At 53.0% G+C, this 23286-nt stretch carries 16 protein-coding genes and 1 tRNA gene; 2 read left to right on the top strand and 15 right to left on the bottom strand.

The genetic code is table 11. From position 1 onward, the window contains the following. Positions 1–36 precede the first annotated feature (36 nt). The 9 genes from sthA to QZ516_RS07180 all read right to left on the bottom strand — a co-directional run bounded on the left by sthA (position 37) and on the right by QZ516_RS07180 (position 11697). Positions 37–1455, bottom strand: a complete 1419-nt coding sequence (gene sthA / locus QZ516_RS07220) for a Si-specific NAD(P)(+) transhydrogenase (RefSeq protein WP_297187995.1) — start codon at positions 1453–1455, stop codon at positions 37–39. Positions 1456–1598: 143 nt separating this feature from the next. Beyond that, complete coding sequence (locus tag QZ516_RS07215) at positions 1599–3476, bottom strand: SurA N-terminal domain-containing protein (RefSeq protein ID WP_297187993.1); 1878 nt, start codon at positions 3474–3476, stop codon at positions 1599–1601. A gap of 110 nt (positions 3477–3586) precedes the next feature. Then, complete coding sequence (locus QZ516_RS07210; protein WP_036860706.1) at positions 3587–3862, bottom strand: HU family DNA-binding protein; 276 nt, start codon at positions 3860–3862, stop codon at positions 3587–3589. A 128-nt stretch (positions 3863–3990) separates the two neighbouring features. Further along, positions 3991–6402, bottom strand: coding sequence for an endopeptidase La (gene lon, locus QZ516_RS07205; RefSeq protein ID WP_297187990.1), 2412 nt, complete (start codon positions 6400–6402; stop codon positions 3991–3993). A 149-nt stretch (positions 6403–6551) separates the two neighbouring features. Beyond that, positions 6552–7841: an ATP-dependent Clp protease ATP-binding subunit ClpX gene (gene clpX, locus QZ516_RS07200; protein ID WP_297187988.1), complete on the bottom strand. Its 1290-nt coding sequence runs from the start codon at positions 7839–7841 to the stop codon at positions 6552–6554. A gap of 105 nt (positions 7842–7946) precedes the next feature. Beyond that, positions 7947–8579 carry an ATP-dependent Clp endopeptidase proteolytic subunit ClpP gene (gene clpP, locus QZ516_RS07195; RefSeq protein ID WP_297187986.1) on the bottom strand — a complete coding sequence of 211 codons (633 nt, stop codon included), beginning with the start codon at positions 8577–8579 and terminating at the stop codon, positions 7947–7949. 183 nt (positions 8580–8762) lie between these two features. Further along, positions 8763–10088, bottom strand: coding sequence for a trigger factor (tig, locus tag QZ516_RS07190; RefSeq protein WP_297187984.1), 1326 nt, complete (start codon positions 10086–10088; stop codon positions 8763–8765). Between the two features lie 39 nt (positions 10089–10127). After that, positions 10128–10212, bottom strand: a tRNA-Leu gene (locus QZ516_RS07185). Positions 10213–10344: 132 nt separating this feature from the next. Further along, positions 10345–11697, bottom strand: coding sequence for a hypothetical protein (locus QZ516_RS07180; protein WP_297187982.1), 1353 nt, complete (start codon positions 11695–11697; stop codon positions 10345–10347). A 229-nt stretch (positions 11698–11926) separates the two neighbouring features. Here QZ516_RS07180 and QZ516_RS07175 point away from each other — a divergent pair, with 229 nt between their 5' ends. Next, positions 11927–12301 (top strand): hypothetical protein, encoded by a 375-nt coding sequence (locus QZ516_RS07175; RefSeq protein ID WP_297187980.1) that lies wholly within the window; start codon positions 11927–11929, stop codon positions 12299–12301. Positions 12302–12418: 117 nt separating this feature from the next. Here the strand turns inward: QZ516_RS07175 and fadA are convergent, their stop codons facing one another. The 3 genes from fadA to QZ516_RS07160 all read right to left on the bottom strand — a co-directional run bounded on the left by fadA (position 12419) and on the right by QZ516_RS07160 (position 16605). Further along, positions 12419–13597, bottom strand: a complete 1179-nt coding sequence (gene fadA, locus QZ516_RS07170; protein WP_297187978.1) for an acetyl-CoA C-acyltransferase FadA — start codon at positions 13595–13597, stop codon at positions 12419–12421. A gap of 32 nt (positions 13598–13629) precedes the next feature. After that, on the bottom strand, positions 13630–15780 hold the full coding sequence (gene fadB, locus QZ516_RS07165; protein WP_297187976.1) for a fatty acid oxidation complex subunit alpha FadB: 2151 nt from the start codon (positions 15778–15780) through the stop codon (positions 13630–13632). Positions 15781–15930: 150 nt separating this feature from the next. After that, complete coding sequence (locus QZ516_RS07160) at positions 15931–16605, bottom strand: methyltransferase domain-containing protein (RefSeq protein ID WP_297187975.1); 675 nt, start codon at positions 16603–16605, stop codon at positions 15931–15933. A 107-nt stretch (positions 16606–16712) separates the two neighbouring features. On the opposite strand from QZ516_RS07160, the gene QZ516_RS07155 reads away from it, so the two are divergent. Beyond that, the gene (locus tag QZ516_RS07155) at positions 16713–19031 is read left to right on the top strand and encodes a Tex family protein (protein ID WP_297187973.1); all 2319 of its coding nucleotides are present in this window, start codon (positions 16713–16715) and stop codon (positions 19029–19031) included. Between the two features lie 39 nt (positions 19032–19070). On the opposite strand, the gene QZ516_RS07150 is transcribed toward QZ516_RS07155, so the two are convergent. The 3 genes from QZ516_RS07150 to QZ516_RS07140 all read right to left on the bottom strand — a co-directional run bounded on the left by QZ516_RS07150 (position 19071) and on the right by QZ516_RS07140 (position 23153). Continuing rightward, positions 19071–20744: a GGDEF domain-containing phosphodiesterase gene (locus QZ516_RS07150; RefSeq protein WP_297187971.1), complete on the bottom strand. Its 1674-nt coding sequence runs from the start codon at positions 20742–20744 to the stop codon at positions 19071–19073. Positions 20745–21031: 287 nt separating this feature from the next. Beyond that, positions 21032–22249, bottom strand: a complete 1218-nt coding sequence (locus QZ516_RS07145) for an HD-GYP domain-containing protein (RefSeq protein ID WP_297187969.1) — start codon at positions 22247–22249, stop codon at positions 21032–21034. Between the two features lie 676 nt (positions 22250–22925). Next, positions 22926–23153, bottom strand: coding sequence for a hypothetical protein (locus QZ516_RS07140; RefSeq protein ID WP_297187967.1), 228 nt, complete (start codon positions 23151–23153; stop codon positions 22926–22928). Positions 23154–23286: the final 133 nt, after the last annotated feature.

Raw genomic sequence — 23286 nt, 5'->3', positions numbered from 1 at the left:
ACAATCAAACGGCGCAGGGTTTTCCAGTTCCAGCAATCAGATCACCAGTTTACGCGACTCGCGACACAGCCGATTCATCCCATTAATAGCAGCGATCCGGTAGGCTTCCGCCATGGTCGGGTAGTTGAATGTGGTACGAATAAAATACTCAATGGTATTGGCGTCGCCGGACTGGTTCATAATGGCCTGGCCGATATGAATAATTTCCGATGCCTCCGCACCGAAACAATGGACACCGAGGATTTCCAGCGTTTCCTGATGAAACAATATCTTTAACACACCAACTTCTTCGCCGGAAATATGGGCGCGGGCGATGTTCTTGAAGTAAGCCCGGCCTATCTCATAGGGAACCTGCTGTTCGGTGAGTTCAGACTCGGTCTTGCCGACAAAGCTGATTTCCGGAATCGTCCAGATACCGGTGGCAACGTCTTCAACGTGATATTCGCGTGCGGCACCACACATGTGTGCGGCAGCAAACCGCCCCTGGTCATAGGCCGCACCTGCCAATGATGGCCAGCCCACCACATCGCCGGCCGCATAAATATGCGGGACTGTCGTCTGGTAGTGCCCATTGACCTCCAGCTGACCGCGCTCATTAACAACCAGACCCAGCTCTTCCAGCCCCATACCTCTAGTGTTACCAGAGCGGCCATTGGACCAGAGCAGCGCCTCAGCGTGAATCCGTTTACCCGATTTCAGCTCCATAGTGACACCGTTATTACGGGTTTCTATATGATCATACTCTTCATTGTGCCGAACGGTGACATTCAGATCGCGAAGCTGGTAGCTGAGTGCATCTGAAATCTCATCATCGAGGAACGACAGCAGCCCGGAGCGACTGTTCACCAGGTCGACACGGGTATCCAACCCTGCAAAAATCGAGGCATATTCACAACCGATCACCCCGGCACCATAAATAATAATATTGCGAGGTGTTCGATCCAGGCTCAGGATGGAATCACTATCAAAAATACAGGGATGATCAAAATCCACATCGTCCGGGTGATAGGGACTTGAACCCGTTGCGATCAAAAAGAATCGTGCTTTGATCGTTTCACGTGTGTGATCAGGTTGTTTGATGGAAATATGATGAGCATCCGTAAAACTGGCTCGCCCTAAATGGAGCTTGATGCGATTGCGGGCATAATCTTTCGTACGACCTTCAACCTGTTTGCGAATGACATCATCTGCAGATTTCATCAAATCAGGGAAGGAGAACCAACGGGGATCGCCCACTGCACGGAACATGGGCATGGTATTGAACTGCACCATGCGCCGGACTGCATGGCGCAAGGCTTTTGAAGGGATGGTCCCCAGATGGGTACAGTTGCCCCCCACCATAGGCCTGTCGTCAACTACTGCCACTGACCAGCCCTGTTTCACTGCGGACATTGCCGCACCTTCGCCTGCCGGGCCACTGCCAATTATTACCAGATCATATTGATAATCTGCCATGCTTTAAAACTCCAGATCCATCGGTTGTATACTCGGTACCATATCTTGGCTACCACATCACAACCCCATTATCACAACACCTCCAGTGCCACCGTTATAAACCATAGCAAGTGAGACGAATCCTGGTGTATCGATACACCTCTCTAGTATTTAGATGCGATGTCTGCCTGTTCAACCAACAGGGTCTCATAAGCCTGGTAATCGCGACTGGCGGCTGTCAGGGCAACCGTGGTGGAAAGCACTTGCTTCTGCTCAGCACTCAGCTTGCTGAAGTCTCCCTCGGTGACCCGGGTCAGAGACACAATCACATGATCGCCATCGGTAAGGGCAAAATCACTAACGACAGCACTATCCACAGGCTCTGCCATGGAAAAGACCCACTGGCGAATCTCTTCATTGAGCTTACCGCTAAAGCGCTTTGTGTTCAGATTAACCTGCCACTGGAGCGCCCCCTCTTTAGCCACTTCTTCAATTGACTCACCCCCTTTAACACGGGCGACCAATGTCTCAGCACGCTCCATCAATTGACTGTCCGCACGATCCTTCCTGATTATCTGCTCGATACGAGGCTTGACCTCCGCCAGGGGTTTTAGCCGTGAAGGAATTCGCTCCCGAAGCGACAAAACGACCACGTGGTCATCTGCCAGGTCGAGCACTTCACTGGTGAGACCTTTTTCCAGAACCGGCTCGCTGAATGCAGCAGTAATGACCTGTGGTTTGCCTGCAATGCCCTCGCCACCGTTGCGGCTGAATGGTTCGGTAACCTGCAGTGTCAGATCAAGCCTATCGGCAACACTTTCCAGGGAGGGCGCATTATAGGAAAGATCCTTGAGCTCCTCAATTCTCTCTGGCAACAACTCCAGTGCCAACTGCCGTTGAAGCTCACGCCGGATACCCGGCTCGATGTCATCGCGGTTGGGCAAGTCAGCCTTTTGTTCTGCCACCAGCTTGACCAGATGGACACCGAGATCGGTTTCAACCGGCTCAGATATCTCACCAACAGACAGGCTGTCCAGCGCCACACTCAATGATTCCGGCAGATCGCCTCGTTGTACAAAGCCAAGATCGCCCCCCTGTTCAGCCGTGCCGTAATCCTCGGAGTACTGCTCCGCAAGCACAGCAAAGTCCCCACCAGCTTCCAACTGCTGTTGAATGTCGGAAATTTTGTCGAGATGACTGCCATCGTCCTGCTTCTCAAGCAGAATCTGCGCGACCTGTCGGGATTGCTTGGCACTGGCGGCACTGATCCTGGCCTCGATCACATCGTTGACAACGCTCTCTTCCACTACGACTTCCTGCACCAGATCGTCAGGACGCAATTCTATGTACTCCATCACCAGCTGTTCGTCTGCCATAAACTGGTCTTTGTTGCTCTCATAGAAAGACTCGATTTCCTCATCAGTGATGGAGATCGCTTCCAATACTGGCGCCCGTGGAATCGTCAGATAGTAAAAATCCCGGGTTTGCTCAGTGATGCTGGCCAGCAGCTGGTTTTCCCGCTCCGTGGAAAATCCGGTATTGCTTACCCCCTGCATAAACTGACTGTTTAACATATCTGCACGAAGCAATTTGTTGTAGGAATTCGGGGTGTACCCCATCTGCCTGAGCACAAACTCATAGCGCTGGGCATCAAACTTACCTTCCACTTGAAAGTCAGGGACCTCAAGCAGCAGGCGATAAATCATTTTGTCGTCGATAGCCATGCCCTGTTCCCGGGCAGCAAGCTCAACGGCTTTCTGGCGAATCAGTTGTTGCAGAACGGGGCCGCGAAGCTGCTCATCGTTGATCATGGATGGATCGAGATCTTCGTACCTGTTGAGAATCTGTTGCTTCTGAAGCGCCACGGATTGTTGCAGACGAAGCTCTGTAATGGTCTCACCATTGACGCTGGCAGCTTCTTCAACTGAGCTACCGCTGAGAAAAATTGCATCCACACCGAACAGGGCAAACGGCACAATAATAATAGCGACCAATACAATTTTGGCCGAGCCTTTGAGGTTGTCTCGAAAGTCCTGCAGCATAGAAATCTCTTGATTTGGTTTTGTTTGAACGGATAGGGTTATTTTATAAAAAAAGGCGCATCGCTGATGCGCCTTTCAACATACAACAAAGACAAACAGCAGACGCCGTTTTATTTATTAACAGCGTCCTTCAGAGCTTTACCAGCTTTAAAGCTAGGTACGTTGGCAGCGGCAATCTTGATTTCTGCGCCGGTCTGAGGGTTGCGACCAGTGCGAGCGGCACGCTGTTTAACAGCAAACGTTCCAAAACCTACCAGCGAAACCGGATCACCTTTTTTCAGGGTACGGGTTACAGCGTCAATAGCGGCATCCAGCGCGCGGCCGGCAGACGCTTTGGAAAGATCAGCGGCATCGGCAATAGCATCAACGAGTTCAGATTTATTCACAATAATCCCCTTGTTATGTTTAGTAAGACTGTTCACCTGTAACACACGACTTTACTGCTTTCCCGCAGGCTGTGGCATGTAAGATGACTACAACGTTATACCAACCCCCCGAAAACCGGTCAAGCAGTTTAGTGAGTATTTATGCGGGTTCCAGCGTCACCGTGGGTTTTTGTCTCATCTTTGTCGACGCGATCATACTCTTCATCAGACAACGGTTCAGGTTTGCGAATCAACGCAATTTCCAGAACTTCATCGATCCATTTGACCGGATGTATATCAAGATCTGCTTTAATATTCTCCGGTATCTCTTTGAGGTCACGCTCATTTTCGTAGGGTATAAGCACCGTGCGAATACCGCCGCGATGCGCGGCCAGTAATTTTTCCTTGAGGCCGCCAATCCTTAATACCTGCCCGCGCAGGGTAATCTCTCCGGTCATGGCCACATCAGCGCGCACCGGGATACCAGTGAGCACCGAAACAAAAGCAGTACACATTCCGATACCCGCGCTGGGGCCATCCTTGGGTGTCGCCCCTTCGGGCACATGAATATGCAGATCTACTGTCTGGTAAAAATCGCGTTTGATGCCCAGTGCTTTTGCCCGACTGCGAACTACCGTCAACGCCGCCTGGATAGATTCCTGCATCACATCACCAAGGGAGCCGGTTTTAACCACCTGCCCCTTACCTGGCACCGCAGAAGACTCGATGGTCAACAACTCACCACCCACCTGGGTCCAGGCGAGACCGGTAACCTGCCCAATCTGACTCTCTTCCTCAGCGCGACCAAAGTCATATTTGTAAACACCCAGCAAATCTTCAAGCTCAGCGGAAGTAATGTGGTGAGATTCCCTGACACCATCACGTACGTTCCGGGTAACCACCTTCCGACAGATTTTAGCCAATTCGCGCTCCAGACCCCGTACACCCGCTTCACGCGTGTAGTAACGAATAACGTCCATCACCGCGGTGTCGTCCATGGTCAGCTCGTTCGGCTTCAGGCCATTGGCCTTGCGTTGCTTTGGCAGCAGGTATTTGAGCGCAATATTGATCTTCTCCTGTTCGGTGTAACCGGGAATCCGGATAACCTCGAGACGATCCAGCAGAGGGCCGGGGATATTCATCGAGTTTGCCGTACAGATGAACATGACTTCGGAGAGGTCGTAATCGACTTCCAGGTAGTGGTCGTTGAAGCTGTTATTCTGCTCCGGGTCGAGGACTTCCAACATCGCTGAAGCGGGATCACCGCGATGGTCCATGCCCATCTTGTCGATTTCATCCAGCAAAAATAACGGGTTTTTTACCTCGGCCTTGGCCAGCTTCTGAATCGGCTTGCCTGGCAGGGACCCGATATAGGTTCTGCGATGGCCACGAATTTCAGCTTCATCACGGACACCGCCCAGAGACATACGCACGTATTTTCTGCCGGTCGCCTTGGCGATAGACTCACCCAGCGAGGTCTTGCCCACCCCCGGCGGCCCCACCAGACATAACACGGGTCCTTTGAGTTTTTTTACCCTTTGCTGAACCGCCAGAAATTCCAGAATCCGCTCCTTGACCTCCTCGAGCCCGTAGTGGTCCTCGTGGAGAATGCGTTCAGCACGCTTGAGGTCGTGGCGAACCCTAGAGCGTTTTTTCCAGGGCACACTGACCATCCAGTCAATATAGCCGCGCAAGACGGAAGCTTCAGCCGACATCGGCGACATCATTTTCAGCTTATTCAGCTCTGACTTTGCCTTGTCCAGAGCGTATTTCGGCATACCGGCTTCATTGATTTTCGTTTCCAGCTGCTCGATATCATTGCCGCCCTCCTCAACTTCGCCGAGCTCTTTCTGAATCGCTTTCATCTGCTCGTTGAGGTAATACTCTTTCTGGCTTTTCTCCATTTGCTTTTTGACGCGCCCACGAATCCGCTGTTCGACTTCAAAAAGCTCGATTTCGGATTCCATCAGGCCCAACAATGTCTCCAGTCGATGCGCCAGAGAAGGTGTTTCAAGTATCCCCTGCTTTTGTTCAACACTGAGAGCCATGTGTGTGGCCAGGGTATCGGCCAAACGACTGGGGTCCTCTATGCCGGCGACTGTACTGACGACCTCTGAGGGGATTTTTTTACTCAGATTGACATACTGTTCAAACTGAGTGAGTGCCGACCGCATCAATGCCTCGGCTTCTTTACTGGCTAACACCTCGTCGGACATCAGGTCGTAGACACCCACAAAGTAGCCGGGCGATTCATCAATCTTCTGGATAGTAACGCGCTCAACCCCTTCAACGAGCACTTTGACTGTGCCATCGGGCAGCTTCAGCATCTGTAACACCGTAGCAAGTGTTCCCACACGGTAGAGATCATCTGGCGTGGGATCATCTTCCGCCGCAGCCTTCTGCGCCACCAGTAGAATCTGCTTGTCCTGCACCATGGCTTCTTCAAGGGCCAGAATCGATTTTTCCCGACCGACAAACAGTGGAATCACCATATGGGGATACACCACCACGTCTCGCAGAGGCAGCATTGTCAATTGATTATGCACAGCGTTCTGTCCCATTCTTTAACCTCTATTAGCGAGCGGTTCAATCCAAATTAGCTTACTGCAAATATGGGGTTTACACGGGTAAATACAAGTGACCGACGACAGATAAATGTCTTCAGGCAAAAAAGAAGGCCCCGCAGGGCCTTTCGGGGATAAAAAATGACTTACTCATCACTGGCAGCTTTTTGCTGCTCTTTATTTTCGTAAACCAATAGCGGCTCTGACTCACCGCGAATTACCGTGCTATCGATCACCACTTTGTAGACATTATCCATAGAGGGAATGCTGTACATGGTTTCCAGGAGGACATTTTCGATAATCGAGCGCAACCCGCGGGCGCCGGTTTTCCGCTCCAGCGCACGCTCGGCAATGGTCTCGAGCGCATCGCGACGAATATCCAATTCCACCCCTTCCATTTCAAACATGGCTTCGTACTGCTTGATCAGGGAATTTTTTGGTTCGACAAGAATGTTCACCAACGCATCGCGATCGAGCTCCTCTAGGGTGGCGATCACTGGCAGACGACCCACGAACTCCGGTATCAGGCCAAAGCGCACCAGATCTTCCGGCTCCAGGTCTGCCAGGGTCTGGCCAATATTCTTGCTGGTGTCCTTGCTTTTCACCTGGGCACTGAAGCCAATACCACCTTTATCGGAACGCTCCTGGATAACCTTCTCCAAACCGGCAAAGGCACCCCCGCAGATGAAAAGGATGTTACCGGTATCCACCTGCAAAAATTCCTGCTGGGGATGCTTGCGTCCACCCTGTGGCGGCACCGAGGCAACTGTGCCCTCAATCAATTTCAACAGGGCTTGCTGAACGCCCTCGCCTGACACATCACGGGTAATGGAGGGGTTATCCGATTTGCGGGAAATCTTGTCAATTTCGTCGAGATAGACGATACCGCGCTGGGCTTTCTCAACGTCATAATCACATTTCTGCAATAATTTCTGAATAATATTTTCAACATCTTCCCCGACATAACCCGCTTCCGTCAGGGTCGTCGCATCGGCAATAGTAAAGGGAACATCCAGCAGGCGAGCCAGTGTTTCCGCCAGTAGCGTCTTACCACTGCCCGTGGGGCCAACCAGCAAAATGTTACTTTTGCCCAGCTCGATATCCTTTTCGGTACCCTTGGCACCACTCTGCAGGCGCTTGTAGTGATTGTAGACAGCGACAGAGAGGATTTTCTTGGCACGCACCTGACCAATCACATACTGATCGAGAATCGCATTGATTTCTTTGGGCTTTGGCAGGTCTTCGCCAGCGGATTCTGTGTCAGCCTCCTGGATCTCCTCCGTGATAATGTCATTGCAGAGGTCTACACATTCGTCACAGATGAACACCGACGGACCTGCAATCAGCTTGCGAACTTCGTGCTGACTTTTGCCGCAGAAAGAACAATACAGCAGCTTGCCGTCGTCTTCCCCTTTTCCGGTTTTCTCATCACTCATAATACTGTCTCTATAAATCTACTTATCTTTAACCGATAAGGGAAAATAAAACTCTTCTATATCAAATAGATAAAACAAATCTTCTCTTTAAAAAGCCTAGCGGCTCTAGGGGCGCTTGTCCAGCACCTCGTCAATCATGCCATACTTTTTCGATTCTTCAGCACTCATGAACTTATCCCGCTCAGTATCCAGGGCGACTTGTTCTATTGACTGGCCGGTGTGGAAGGCAAGACGCTCATTCAAACGTTCCCGTATCTTGAGAATTTCCTGAGCCTGGATATGAATATCAGATGCCTGCCCCTGAGAGCCGCCGCTGGGCTGGTGAATCATGACTCTGGAATTTGGCAGGCAGTAACGTTTCCCGGCTTCACCGGCGGCCAGCAGAAAGGCACCCATACTGGCGGCCTGACCAATGCACATGGTGCTGACATGGGGCTTGATAAATTGCATGGTGTCGTAGATTGACATCCCCGCGGTCACTGATCCACCGGGCGAGTTGATATACAGATGGACATCCTTATCAGGATTCTCCGACTCCAGAAACAGCAACTGCGCCACCACCAGATTGGCCATGTAATCTTCTACAGGTCCCACCAGAAAAATAACACGCTCCTTTAATAAACGGGAATAGATGTCATAGGAACGTTCACCGCGGGCAGATTGCTCCACCACCATGGGTACCAGACCACCTGCGTTGTTCACATCGAGACCGGACGTCGAAGATAGATCAAATTTCATAGATATTTACTCAAGAAAAAACCTGTTGAAGCATTGTAACCAGCGGTAGGGAGAAGGCAAGCAGCCCGGGCTACTCCCGGTCCCTGAAAACCAACAGGCCCCAAACATCCGTGAAGCTTGGGGCCCGTCGCTACACACCACCGGGGACACAACTGAAACCCAGGTGGTCTGATTAAAGGAATACTAGAAGTCTGCCGTGCCGTCCTGATCCGGTTGAATGGCTTTCTGGTAATCGACTTCCTCTTCATTGACTGTCGCTACTGAAAGCACGTGGTCAATCACCTGATCCTGGAGTACTGCAGACTCTACGCCCTTCATCAACTCCTGGCTGCTGTAGTAATATTTGACCACTTCCTCCGGCTTCTCATAAGTGGAAGCCATCTCTTCGATGCGGTCCCGAACCCTTTCAGGACTGGTTTCGATTTTCTCGGTTTTAACGATTTCATTGATGATCAAACTGACAATGGAACGACGCTTCGCCTGGTCAATAAACATGTCATCGGGCAACAACTCGGGATCAAAGTTACTGGTGCCACCGCCCATGCGCTCGGCCATCTGTTTTTTCATCTTGGTGATTTCGCTGGCAACCAGCACCTCCGGGATTTCCTGCTCACTGTGCAGGTTACATAGCTGCTCCATGACCCGGCCCGTGGTTTTGGTTTGCAGTGCCTGCTTCAGGTCGCGCTCCATGTTCACGAGAACCACCTCACGGAATCGTTCTTCGGTGCCCTGCTCCATGCCATAGAGCGCAAAAAACGCTTCATCCAGCGGCGGCATGACGGCCTCGGTTACCGCATTGACCTTGATGGTGAACTCGACAGGTTTCCCTTTCAGCTCTTCAGCGTGATAGTTTTCAGGAAAGGTCAATGAGAGTACTTTTTCCTCACCGGCAGACATGCCCACGACGCCTTCCTCAAATCCCGGAATCGCCTTACCCGCACCGAGATCAAGCATAAATTCCTTGGCGGAACCCCCATCAAATTCCTTGCCATCCATAATACCGATATAGTCAATATTGACCTCATCGCCATTAATAGCGGGACGGCTGACTTCTTCCCAGCTGGCATTCTGCTTGCGCAATGCATCAATCATCGCGGTGACATCGTCCTCTGTCACTTTGGCGAGCGGCTTGGTGACGCTCACTTTCGTCAAATCTGTCAAAACAACCTCAGGCATGACCTCAAAGGTCGCAACAAACTCGAGATCCTGACCCGGTTCATCTTTCACCGACTCTATCGCAGGACGTCCAGCGGGCTTCAGCTTTTCCTGAGCAATTGCTTCTGCAAATGTGCGACCCAGCTCGTCGCCAATAACTTCCTGGCGGATGCTCTCACCAAAACGTTTTTTTAATACATTCATGGGCACTTTGCCCTTGCGGAAACCGTCCAGCCGAACTGTCTTGCTGGCTTTATTCAGGCGTTCGTTCACCTCGGCGTCGATGCGCTCTGCCGGTACGCCCAGGGTCATTTTACGTTCGAGACCAGAAGTTGTTTCGATAGAAACCTGCATGATTGTCCTCTGAATAGTTCGCTAACTTAATTAATTTCATGGTGCGGACGGAGAGACTCGAACTCTCACATCTCTCGATACCAGAACCTAAATCTGGCGCGTCTACCAGTTCCGCCACGTCCGCAATAAGCCGGGTAATATCGAATCATGCGGCAGGCAGCCGCTTTCGACAAAGGGGGTGGATTTTGCCACAGCGCACACACCTGAGCAACAACCGATGGCCTCGTATCACGATCCGCAGCAATGTTAAAAAACGTCAGGTTGGCCGGGCAATCAATACGACAGCATCTTCTGCAGACTGATTGATCAACAGCGTCTCCGTTCGTTCAGCGGGCAACAAAACCGCCTCTTCCATCAGGAGATGGTGCCCACCCAATACAACCACACCATCAATCGCCATCAACAGGCCATAACAGCCCGTCGCAGGCACCAGATAGCCTGACCCGGGCAGCAGGGTCAGCCGCCACACACGGAAATCATCGAAGGTCACCACTTCAACCAACAGATAACCCAGGCTCTCCTCCAATATGGTCAGCTCCGGCAAACCCGGGGTCTCAAGCAACATCATGGCTACCGCCTGCTCCGTATCCCAATGTCCCTGGGTGAGAACCTTCTGGGCGAATGACAAAATCCTCCGCTCATAGACTGGGGTCTGGAATTCCACCGTGCGAACCCCGTGTTGCAGGGCATGGGGTGTCAGTAGCGGGACCTTGACCACATTGCCTACGGAGAGTGGCAACAGGGCCGTAAACCGGTTCATATCCTCTCGCAACTGACGCTCCCGCTGCTGCAGGTGCTCCGGCAGCTCGTCGAACCAGTCCTGCAGGCTACTGGCCGGCACCGGCACATTGGCGTCAATACCGAGCGCTTCGCGCCGCTCGTCAAAAAGGTCATCGATCTCGCGGCGAACAACTTCATAGCGTTTCACGGCCGCCAGAAAGTCCGCCCTGAAATCATCATCAGAGGCATAGGCCGCCTTGACCTCGGGATCAAAACCAAAACGGATGGCGCCCTTGCCTTCCGGCCAGGCGTGGCGGTCAATGTGCGTGACCACGTAGACTTCGCGTTTTTCCTCATGCAGCTCAAAATACAGGTCGCCGTAAACTTCCTCCGGCAATGGGTCGAGTATCTTGAGCAGATTGATATGGCGTTCTGCGCCAGCCGCCAGTCGTCGTGGTGCAGCCGAGAGCACCCAGGGCAACGGGCTGCGAGCGGCTCCATCACTGACATAGGACTGGCCGCGTTGCTCGATACCGGTAAACCAGATTTCCCGCCCCCAGGGCTTGTCAATGGCTACTGGCTCCAGGCGCATGGGGCGATCGAGGAAAAGCAGTGGGAAACCATAGGCAACACAGAAATCACCCAGGTCGAAACAATCGTGATCCAGCACTGTCAGCTGATCGACGAGCAATTTATCCAGCGCGGTTACCGTGAAGGTTGTCTGACCCTCCAGTTTCTGAAAAATAGCCAGTAACTCAATGATTGGCGAACCGGGCAGGTAATACTGCACATACTCATAGCGGAGAGCCACACAATCCCAGGGGGTCACCGACTTGGCAAGCCATTGTTCAAGGGCATGTTCAGGGTTTTTCGTTCGGAGAATATCCAAGCTGATCAGCTCCGGTCATTTTGCAGCAGAGTCTAGCAAAAAAGCCGCCATCCCGCCGAGTGAAATCAATGGCGTGACTGCTGGAGAAACGTCTACGTCGAGAAAGTCTTGCGGCGATTAACTTGACGAACGCCAATCGAGTGTCTTTACTGATGGAAGAAAAATTATAAGAACCTAAGATCCACTACAACGAGTCACGCAACATTTACCGAACCAACAGGATAGTATTATGAACAAACCACGCAAATTACTGGCGTATCTGGCAACACCGATCATAGCCGTTTTTTTACTGTCAGCCTGCGCAGAAGACGAAGGAGCCGATGAGCGACCCGTGATGGAAGAGGCTGCTCAGAATACCGAACAGGCGATGGAAGAGACTGGCGAGACCGTTGAAGAAATGGCAGAGGACGCGAAGGAAGGCATGGAAAACATGGCGGAGGACGTGAAAGAGACCTCTTCCGAGCAATGGGAAAAGACCGAAGAAGCCACTGAAGAACAGTGGGATAAAGCCAAAGAGGCTTCTGACGAACAGTGGGATAAAGCCAAAGAGGCCTCTGACGAACAGTGGGATAAAGCCAAAGAAGCCGTCGAAGAAGATAACTAATAATGGAATAACCGGGTTATCCCTACATTCCCAACCCAAAAAAGCCGGCCTAAGGCCGGCTTTTTTGGGTTGTATCAAGTGGCGAGATTTAGCCGCGAATCGACCAAAAACCTCCTGCTAACTCAAGCGCTCAAACACAGTCGTCACACCCTGCCCCAACCCGATACACATGGTTGAAACCCCCAGTGTACCGTTGTGCTGACGAAGAATATTCAACAGTGTCCCGCTGATCCTGGCACCGGAGGCGCCCAGCGGATGTCCCAGCGCAATGGCACCACCATTGACATTCACTTTCTGGTCCATCACGTCCAGCAGACCAAGATCCTTTAACACCGGCAGGGATTGAGCGGCAAACGCCTCATTCAATTCCATATAATCGATATCAGCAATGGTCAGTCCGGCCTTTTTCAATGCCGCACGGGTAGCGGGCACTGGTCCATAGCCCATGATCGAGGGGTCAACACCCGCAGCCGCCACCGAAATGATTTTTGCCATGGGCGTCAGACCCAAAGCGGTAGCTCGCTCGGCAGACATCACCAGCATCGCCGCTGCGCCATCGGTAATCTGCGAGGAAGTACCAGCAGTCACCGTGCCGTTGACCGGATCAAACACCGTTTTCAGCTGTGATAATCCCTCTAGGCTGGTTTCAGGGCGGATCGTTTCATCTTCCTGCATTAAATAGAGACCGCCATTCTCATCGTGGGCCTCAAGCGGAACAATTTCGTCGACAAACCGACCTGCTGTCCGTGCTTTGGCCGCCAGGTGATGGGAGCGAACGCCAAATTCATCCTGCTGTTCACGGGTAATACCGTGAATCCTGGCCAGGTATTCTGCCGTCAAACCCATCATTCCCGCCGCTTTGGCAACCCTGAGATTCTGCGCCGGATTCGGATCGTGATCGTGTGTCATCGGCACATGGCCGAGGTGTTCCACCCCACCCACCAGATAAATATCGCCCAGCCCTGCCATCACATTGGCCGTGGCAATATGCAATGCCGACATGGAAGAACCGCACAAGCGGTTTATCGTCATCGCGGGAACGTGATGGGGAATGCGGGTGCGCAGGGCCGTCATTCTGGCTACATTGAAGGATTGTTCGCGACCCTGCATCACACAACCCCAGAGGATGTCATCTATTTCAGCGGGGTTTAGTTGCGGATTGCGATCCAGTAGACCCTCAATCAGCGCCGCGCCGATTTCATCGGCACGGCAATTCCTGAAGGAACCATTTTTCGAGCGACCCATAGGGGTTCGCGCGCAATCAATAATCACCGTATCTCTTGGTTTCAAGCTCACAAAAAATCTCCTGTTAACCTCTGGTCCGGCGATCAGCCGTAATAACCTTCACCGCTGGCGGCCATCTCTCGCATTTTTTCAGTGGGCGCATAGAGCTTACCCAGGTGGCCAAGGCGATCGGCCATGGCGCAGAAATTGTCCAGGCCCATTTCATCCATCCAGCGGAAAACGCCACCGCGAAATGCCGGAAACCCAAGGCCATAAACCATCGCCATGTCCGCTTCGGCGGGCGAACCCACCACACCGGATTCCAGACAGTGGGCCAGCTCAATACACATGGGCACCATATAGCGGGCGACGATGTCCTCATCGGTGAGCTGGTGATAGTTGGAGACCAGGGGTTTGAACAGCTCCGCCACGGAGTCGTCGGCAAACTTTCCGGGCTTGCCGCGCCGGTCTTTTTGGTAAAGATAAAAACCCTTGCCATTTTTCTGACCCAACCGGTCGTTCTCAAACAGGGTGCGGGTGGGTGAAATATCCGCGGCATTTGCCATGCGATCCGGGTAACCCTCGACCATGCTGGGAAAACAGTGCACGGCGGTATCGATACCCACCACATCCAGCAGGTAGGCGGGGCCCATCGGCCAGCCCCAGGCTTCCATCACCCGGTCGATGTGCTGGTAGTCGGCACCGTCGACTATCATCATGTCAAAGCCGAACACTGCGGGGAACAGCACCCGGTTTACCAGAAAACCGGGGCAATCATTGACCACAACGGGTTTCTTGCCGAGCGCCAGCGCGTGGGCTACGACGGTACCCACAGTCTCATCGGAGGTCTTGCTGCCGCGAATGACTTCCACCAGTGGCATGGCGTGAACCGGATTGAAGAAATGCATACCACAGAAATTTTCCGGCCGCGTCAGGTTTTCGGCCAATAGATCAATGGAAATCGTCGAGGTGTTGGACACCAGAACAGCATCCTGCTGGAGCCGCCCCTCAACCTCCGGCAGCACCACACTTTTGACCTTGGCGTTCTCCACCACGGCTTCAATCACGATATCGGTATGCTCGATCCCGTCATAACTCAAAGAGGGCATGATTCTCGACAGTACCGAGCCCGCTTCCAGCGGACTCATTTGACCGCGTTCCACCCGCTTGGCCAACAGCTTGTTCGCCTCACTCATACCCAGCGCCAGAGAATCGGTGTTGATATCTTTCATCAGCACCGGAAAACCCTTGATGGCGTTCTGATAGGCGATACCGCCACCCATGATGCCCGCGCCCAGGGCCGTGGCATGGGCAATCGATTTAGTCGCCTGTTTGGCGTATTTTTTCGCGACACCGCCGATAAACTGGTCGTTGAGAAACATGCCCACGAGTGCCCGACACTGCGGTGTCTGAGTCAGGTCACTGAAAGCTTCAAATTCCACTTCAAGGGCTTCGTCACGACTCATTTCGGCGGCCTGCGACAGGACGTCTACCGCGGCCAGTGGTGCGGGATAGTTGCGACCCGCTTTCGCCATCACCGCAGCGCGACTGGTGTACACGGACATTCCGAGCTCAATCGTATTGAGTTGTATGGGAGCCTGTTTGCGCTGACGACGGGCCGCATAATCGAGTTCGCCACTGGCGGCACGCATCAGCATCTTCAGCGCTTCGTCTTTCAACAGGTCCGGATCAACCACAGCATCCACAGCGCCGTCTTTGAGGGCGGCAGTCGCTTTCTTGTGCTCTCCCCCGGCAATCCACTCCACTGCATTGTCAAAACCGATCAGCCGCGGTAGCCGGACCGTGCCACCCCAACCGGGAATAATGCCCAACTTGGTTTCCGGCAGCCCCACTTGCGCCTTGCTCGACATCACCCGAAAATCACAGGCGAGACAGACCTCAAAGCCGCCACCGAGGGCAAAGCCATTGATGGCCACCACCGACGGAAACGGCAGTGACTCAATCTGGTTAAACGCTTCATTGGCGCGGGCGAGAAAATTGCGACGCTCGGTTTCAGTGCCCTTGAACACGTCATCGAATTCGGTGATATCCGCCCCGGCCACAAACACGCTTTTACCGCTGGTCAACAGCAATCCCTTGATATCGGTCTTTTCCGACAACAGCGAGAGTGCTTCCAGCAACTCCAACAGCGTAGCCTGGTTGAAAATATTGACCGAGCCCTGCTGCGCATTGAAATTCAGTTCCACAAAACCGCTTTTGAGCGGCTTCAAGCTGAGGGTGTTGCCCTGAAACATGGGTGCTCCTATCCTGAAAAAGTGGTGGTGATTTGAGACCATTGGCCGACAGCGCGAATCAGCGAACTGCCGGGTGATAGTATGCAGGGCCACCATGACCGGCAAAGGGCATTTGTGACCCATGGGTACTGACCCCGGCATTTCTGTCTGTCAGAGTTCATAGCATAAACCACGATCGGGCTTCCTGAACAAAATCACGTCATCTTCCGGCCGCTCAATACTGGCTCCCCATCGGGTGTGAAGATAATCCATGGTGACAAAACTGAAAAAACTGATATGGGTCGGGTCATTTTTGTAATGCCAGCGCTCAAAGGCTGCTTTGTCACGCACCAGCTTGGTCATCAATCCCAGCCAGCCACGCGGCTCCAGCATTGTCCACAGATGACCGAGCACCTCGCCGGGACGGGACAGGTGTTCGACCACTTCCGTGGCGGTAATGAAATCATAGCGTTTGGCCAACACCGACGTATCCGGCGCATAGTAAATATCGTAAATCGCCACATCAAATCCGGCTTCCTGCAACATCACCGAGAGCGTCGGCCCCGGCCCGGCACCAAAATCCAGCCCACAGCTTCCCGGGGCAAGCTTGCTGATCAAGGGAGTACAGAGGCGGCCGAGGAATGCCCGGTAGCGCTGATCCCCGGGGTTGTTCTCATGGAGATCGTAATGGCCCTTTTCCTGCGCTGGCGAGAGTTGCTGCCCGGGCGGGACAAACACCAGCTGGCAATGCTCGCACTGCAAATAATCCCGTCGCCGATCAGACCAGTAGTGCACCAATGTCCGGTCACCACAGAGCGGACAGTGAATATTGTCACCCACAGCCATATTTTAATCTCGGGGGCAAGTCTGTTTCGGGCCGGGAGAATCGCCCATAATCGCGCTCTTACTCTGTCATTACCAGCATTCCTGCCATAGACAATACGATGGACGATATGAATAAAATCCAGCACCAGATCGCCACGGAAATCAACGTCAAGCCAGCCCAGGTTGCCGCCGCCATGCAGCTGCTGGACGACGGCGCGACGGTACCGTTTATCTCCCGTTACCGCAAGGAAGTGACCGGGGGCCTGGACGACACGCAGTTGCGCACCCTGGAGGAACGGCTCGGCTATTTGCGGGAACTGGAAGATCGCCGATCCACCATTCTCGCCAGCATTGAGGAACAGGGCAAACTCAACCCCGAATTAAAAACGGCTATTCTCAGTGCCGACACCAAAACCCGGCTGGAAGACCTCTACCTACCCTATAAACCCAAGCGTCGCACCAAGGGGCAGATTGCTATTGAAGCGGGCCTGGAACCGCTGGCGGACGCACTGCTCAATGAGCCCGAACTGAATCCTGAGCGAGAGGCGCAGGCCTATATCAATGCGGAACTAGGCGTCGCGGACAGCAAGTCCGCCCTGGATGGTGCCAAATATATCCTGATGGAACGGTTCAGCGAGGATGCCGACCTGATCGGCCGACTGCGCCAGCACCTTGCCGATGAAGCGTTGCTATCAGCTACCGTGATGGCTGGCAAAGCCCAGGAAGGCGAGAAATTCCGCGACTACTTCGAGCACAGTGAGCCCCTGAAAAACACCCCATCACACCGTGCACTGGCCATGTTCCGTGGCCGCCGCGAAGGTATTCTGTCAATCAAGGTGGATCTTCCCGTAGATGCCACCAACCAGCACCCCTGCGAAACCGCGGTTGCCCGTCATTTCAATATTGATCACAGGGGTCGCCCCGCCGATGACTGGCTGGCTGAGGTGGTGCGCTGGACCTGGAAGGTCAAGCTGCATGTGCATATCGAAACCGACCTGCTGGCAGAACTGCGACAGCGGGCCGAAACCGACGCCATCGACGTGTTTGCCACCAATATCAAGGATCTGCTGCTGGCCGCACCGGCGGGCCAAAAAGCCACCATCGGACTCGATCCCGGACTGCGAACAGGCGTCAAGGTGGCGGTGGTAGACAGCACGGGGAAAGTCATGGATCACGATGCCATTTTTCCGACCCCACCGCAGAACAAAACCCGGGAAGCGGAAGCCAAATTGCTGGCATTCTGTCAAAAACACCAGATCGCGTTGATCGCCATCGGCAACGGCACCGCCAGTCGGGAGACCGAACGCTTCGTCAGGGATATGCTGAAAAACCACCCGGAGCTCACCACACAGGCGGTGGTGGTAAACGAATCCGGCGCCTCCGTGTATTCAGCCTCCGAGCTTGCCGCGCGCGAGTTTCCCCATCTGGATGTCACTATTCGCGGCGCCATTTCCATTGCCAGGCGACTGCAAGACCCACTGGCGGAACTGGTAAAAATCGATCCAAAATCCATCGGTGTCGGCCAATACCAGCACGACGTCAGTCAGGTTGAACTGTCCCGCAGCCTGAATGCCGTAGTGGAGGATTGTGTAAACGCCGTCGGTGTCGAGGTGAATACTGCCTCCGCCGCATTGCTCAACCGGGTGGCGGGCCTGAACCAGACCATCGCCGACAATATCGTGACTTTCCGGGATGAGCACGGCCCCTTCAAAAACCGTTCCGCTTTGAAAAAAGTACCGCGACTGGGCGACAAAACCTTCGAGCAGGCCGCCGGCTTTTTGCGCATAGCCAATGGTGACAACCCGTTGGATGCCTCCGCTGTTCACCCGGAGAGTTACCCGCTGGTGTCGCGCATGGCCAAAGATCTCGGCAAACCCATCCAGTCGCTGATCGGTGACACCGCCACCCTGCGCAGCATCTCCGCAAACAACTATGTGGATGAACGGTTTGGTCTGCCCACTATCACGGACATTCTCAGCGAACTGGACAAACCCGGTCGCGATCCGCGTCCGGAGTTCAAGACTGCCACCTTCAAGGAAGGCGTTGAAACCCTCAAGGACCTGGAACCCGGCATGATTTTGGAAGGCACCGCCACCAACATCACCAACTTTGGCGCATTCGTCGATATCGGGGTGCATCAGGATGGCCTGGTGCACATTTCGGCACTGGCGGATAAATTCGTCAAAGACCCCAGGGATGTCGTCAAGGCCGGTGATATTGTGCGGGTCAAAGTGCTGGAGGTGGATATTCCGCGCAAGCGTATTGCACTGACCATGCGGCTGGGCGACGAGCCGACAAAGAACAGAAGCCCTTCAGAAAACCCTCGCCGCAGCAACCAGGGGGCAACAAACAGGCAACGCCCCGAAAAACCCAGGCAGTCCGCGCAACAGCCCGCGAAAACCGGCACCCTCGGCGCACTGTTCGCCGAAGCGTTGAAAAAACCCTGACTTGGTCTTGCGGTGGCATACAGGAAAACAGCCCAAGGCTCAGCGGCTGGGATGCCAATAGCCGGGAGTTGGTAAATCCAGGTACCAGCGGGTAAAGTCCTCGGCAGCCATCGGGGCTGCAATGAGATAACCCTGCAAAAGATCAAAATCCTGCGCCACCAGAAAATCCAGGGCCTCAAGGGTTTCCACCCCTTCAGCTACGATTCGCATGCCCAGCTTGTTGGCAAGGGGTCTGGCCATTTCCACAATGCTTGCAGCACTCTCATCGTCCGGCAAAGCAAAAATAAAGCTCTGGTCCACCTTAATCACCGATGCCGGTAACGCATGAAGATACTTCAGGGACGAATAACCGGTACCAAAGTCATCAATGGCAATCGAAATATTGGCCCCTGAAAGGCTGGTCAGTTCGTTGATGCTTTGATTAGAATCAAAAATCAAACTGCCTTCCGTAATTTCCAATTCCAACAAATGACCGGGAACCCCGTGTTTTTCCAACAGGCTTGTCACTCGAACAGCAAATTCCGGGTCCACCAGGTCCCCGGCAGACACATTGACCGCCATACCCACTTCAAGGCCGGCCTCACGCCAACGCACCAGCTGAGCCAGACTGGCATCCAGGGCATAGTCAGTCAACTGGTTGATCAGTGTGCTCTTCTCGGCCCTCGGAATAAATTTACCGGGTGGAATACTGCCCATTTCCGGATGGTGCCAGCGAATCAGCGCCTCCACACTTTGAACATGTCCATCCCGCGCAGAGACCTTGGGTTGGTAGTACATTTCCAACTGGCCAGTCTCCAGTGCCTGTTTCAATTCGCCCAGTAAATGGATGGTGTCATTAATATCCGCCTCGTTATCACCCGTGTAGCTAGCCAGATGCTGACCTTTTTCCCGCGCGATCAGCAACGTCGACTCGGCCCGCTGTAGACAGACTTCCGCCAGGCTGCCATTTTCTACGCCGACCACTGCAATTTTGATATCAGCATGTAGAGGGATGTCCTGGTAAAACACGGGCTGTTGGTAAACGCCGATCAACTGGTGCAATTCCTCATTCAGGCGACCGCTATCATGGGTAGCTACAATAAAGCAGATATCCTGGAGGCCGGTGCGACACACCAGCTGCAACCCGGACAAAACCTCACCACTATAATCAGCCAGTTGACGAATAATTGTGTGAGCAACCTGGGGGCCGAAGGCTATTTTCAGCTCGGAAATATTTTCTACGGATACCAGCACCAACGCCAATACTGTCGGTTCGTTATACGGCTTGGTCAGCGCATCGTTGAGGGCCAACTGGTTTGGTAGACCGGAGTGTTCATCATGGCGTGACACCCACCAGAGATGCCTTATATACTGGCGAATAGCGTCACTGCCAATGCCCGCGATAGCGCCAATCAGCACAAAAAAGCCTGTTCGATACAACCAGTTGATCGTCAATTGCATTTCACCGGTAACCGTATCAATCGGCATCATGGGACCAAGTACGAAGCCCCCGAGAAGACCAATCAGAATGCCACCGGTAATCCCGAAAACTACCCCGCCAAGTAGTACGGGTATATACATGGAGTGGGAAAATACGTACTTGATACCGCCAGTGGCATAGACCAGCGCAAAAACCCCGATCATTAATCCCAGGATCACCGGAACCATCAGCCACCGAAGTTGACTGCTGTGCTTTTGACTCCAGGAGAAGAAACGTATGGTTGCATCGGTCATAGCAGTCCCTTCCGCAGTTTTTTAGAGACACCGCCCGTGTACGCAGGCGCTTTCATAAAAGATCAATCGACGTTGCTATTTTTTTATCAATACCCTGAACAACGGCATACACCCTGACACTGACATTTTATGAAGCTAGAGCCTACCAACTGAATAATAATTCCAGATGGCAGATAAAAACAGTATCTCTTGATCGGGTGGTTTTGATTCGTCAATGGCCAGACGACCACCCCGGAAATATCAATAGAGCAGACAGAAGCCCGCATGGGAGCGCAACCTTTAGCTGCTTATCCAGTGATGGCATAACCTTTGTCCCTGAACAGTCTCAGGCAGGCAGCGACGGCATCCAGGTCATATAACTTGCCGGCATTTTGCTCAATTTCAGCCAGAGCCACATCAATGCCCAACCCCGGACGATAGGGGCGGTGGGAGGCCATCGACTCCACCACATCGGCAATGGCAACGATTCGAGCCTCTATGATGATCTGCGGGCCCTTCAACCCCAGAGGGTAACCGCTGCCATCGATCCGTTCGTGATGCTGCAGGACAATGTCAGCCACCGGCCAGGGGAAATCGATATTTTTCAGCACCTCATAACCGAACTCGGCGTGCTCCTTCACCAGGGCATATTCTCCGGCACTCAAGCTGGTGGGCTTACCCAGAATTTCGGAAGGTATACCGATTTTACCAATGTCGTGCAGTAAACCGGCGATGCTCAATCCCTCCTGAAACTTTTTATCAAATCCCATTTCGGCCGCAATCGCCGCAGCAATTTCGCCGACTCGTTTTTCATGACCCGACGTGTAGGGATCTCTGAGTTCCGTTAACTTGGCGACGGCATCAACTGTCTGGAGCATCGCCTGTTCCAACTGCCCTGCGTATTGAATTGCATTCTGCTCCAGTTGGTATCGCTGGCTGATATCCGTCCATACCCCGATAAAACGGGGAACCGGTGAGGCTAACCGATGCAGCTCATCCTGCACGAAAATATAGTCGCCATCTCCACGCTGGAACCGGTATTCATGTACACCTTTTCCTTTCGCAAAAATTCTTTGACTGCTTTCAATAGCTTCCTCGCGATCATCCGGATGAAGATGTTTCTCCCACCAGCCAGGTAGCAGTGCATCCTCTATTGAGTATTGCAGCACCTCCATGATGTTGGGGCTAACCCAGGTGGCATTAGACCCTGTATCCAGAGGCTCAAGCACATAAGCGATAACTGGAGCCGCAGCAAAGAATTCCGGCAGTGTAAACAAGTTCAACTCAGAGGCGACTTCCGCCTGTTGCGCACGTTTTTCAGAGCATTCAAGCCGGTACAACAGGAAATAGAGCAGTAAAGACATCAGCGCAACAAATAAAAGCCCCTTGATCGCGCTGCCTAAAAACGTGGTTTCAATGTCACCAAAAAGATGAAATAGCAGCCAGTCACTGCCCAGCACCCAGACCATGCCGATAAAGGCATAAAGAATCACAACCCATAATTTCTTTCGGGACAAAACGTCCATTTCAAGCCATTCCTTAACTTCAGGGCAAACCGAACTTTTGTTATATAACCACCCTAAAGTAGTACTCTCTGTGTCATTGAGCAACGATTTTGTTCGTCACTCTAACTACTTAGCCCTCAAGCTTGGCCTGATCACAGTCAACTTCAGCGGCAAAGGTTGCCATCTGCAGACCAACTCCCGCTCCATGCACATTAGTCCAGTGAAAAGACAGGCTTGACGGACTTTCGACACCCGCCTACTATAAATGAGAATGGTTATTATTAGGTTTTATGCGGAGGGTCAGAATATGGGGTATCTCATCCACACTCACCTCAAAGAGGGTCGCCCGTGCCTTCGCATAGTCGATGCCGAGTCCGGCCAGGAATGCCTGCATTGGTGCTGTGAGTGCCCTCCCGGCGCAGAAGAAGAAACCGCCCAGCAGGAAATGCACAGATTGGTCAGCAAACTATTGCTGCTCAGTTGCCAGCAGACGTTATGCAGCCCTGCAGAAGCACCTGCGGTTACAGGAGGGCAGCCCGGGCAGGGACGAAGAGGCGGGACAAAAAAAAGCGAACCGACTGGACGGTCTTCTGAAATATGGGGTGGCTTGTGAACCGCACCGGAACCGGTGCAATGATATCGAAAGCGTGGAAGTGTCGTCCTCCAGCCACATTCTGTTATGTAACCGGGTTATCAATTACATAAGCGGATTGAGGCCTTCTGAAACGACCCCGATCTTCTTCAGCATCAGCAAAGGTCTGCCATCAACAGAGCAATAAACAACCAGTGACTTACGCTGTATTCTCGTCTTCGTTAAATAACCAATTCGGCAGTTGACTACCACCGCCCACTCGTAGGCTGCTACCTTCAACCCAACCATCGAGCCAATGCAGCGCATGGCGGAGACTACTGCTACAGGCAGCATATTGAGATCCCGGGAGGCCAAATAAACCTTCCAGGAACCCCCTCGCAAAAGACTCGTTTTTTCTGAACTTATTTTCCAAGGCTTGCATACTCATTCACCTCATCTTCCCTAGACATCATCGTTAATCAACAAA

Source organism: uncultured Porticoccus sp. (assembly GCF_913061305.1).
Classification (GTDB): Bacteria; Pseudomonadota; Gammaproteobacteria; order Pseudomonadales; family Porticoccaceae; genus Porticoccus.
This window is presented reverse-complemented; position numbering and strand designations above follow the sequence as displayed.

Coding starts and splice junctions, on each gene's coding strand:
- sthA (WP_297187995.1), bottom strand. CDS start 1,455: ATGGCAGATTATCAATATGATCTGGTAATAATTGGCAGTGGCCCGGCA.
- QZ516_RS07215 (WP_297187993.1), bottom strand. CDS start 3,476: ATGCTGCAGGACTTTCGAGACAACCTCAAAGGCTCGGCCAAAATTGTA.
- lon (WP_297187990.1), bottom strand. CDS start 6,402: ATGGGACAGAACGCTGTGCATAATCAATTGACAATGCTGCCTCTGCGA.
- clpX (WP_297187988.1), bottom strand. CDS start 7,841: ATGAGTGATGAGAAAACCGGAAAAGGGGAAGACGACGGCAAGCTGCTG.
- clpP (WP_297187986.1), bottom strand. CDS start 8,579: ATGAAATTTGATCTATCTTCGACGTCCGGTCTCGATGTGAACAACGCA.
- tig (WP_297187984.1), bottom strand. CDS start 10,088: ATGCAGGTTTCTATCGAAACAACTTCTGGTCTCGAACGTAAAATGACC.
- QZ516_RS07175 (WP_297187980.1), top strand. CDS start 11,927: ATGAACAAACCACGCAAATTACTGGCGTATCTGGCAACACCGATCATA.
- fadB (WP_297187976.1), bottom strand. CDS start 15,780: ATGTTTCAGGGCAACACCCTCAGCTTGAAGCCGCTCAAAAGCGGTTTT.
- QZ516_RS07160 (WP_297187975.1), bottom strand. CDS start 16,605: ATGGCTGTGGGTGACAATATTCACTGTCCGCTCTGTGGTGACCGGACA.
- QZ516_RS07155 (WP_297187973.1), top strand. CDS start 16,713: ATGAATAAAATCCAGCACCAGATCGCCACGGAAATCAACGTCAAGCCA.
- QZ516_RS07150 (WP_297187971.1), bottom strand. CDS start 20,744: ATGACCGATGCAACCATACGTTTCTTCTCCTGGAGTCAAAAGCACAGC.
- QZ516_RS07145 (WP_297187969.1), bottom strand. CDS start 22,249: ATGGACGTTTTGTCCCGAAAGAAATTATGGGTTGTGATTCTTTATGCC.
- QZ516_RS07140 (WP_297187967.1), bottom strand. CDS start 23,153: ATGCTGCCTGTAGCAGTAGTCTCCGCCATGCGCTGCATTGGCTCGATG.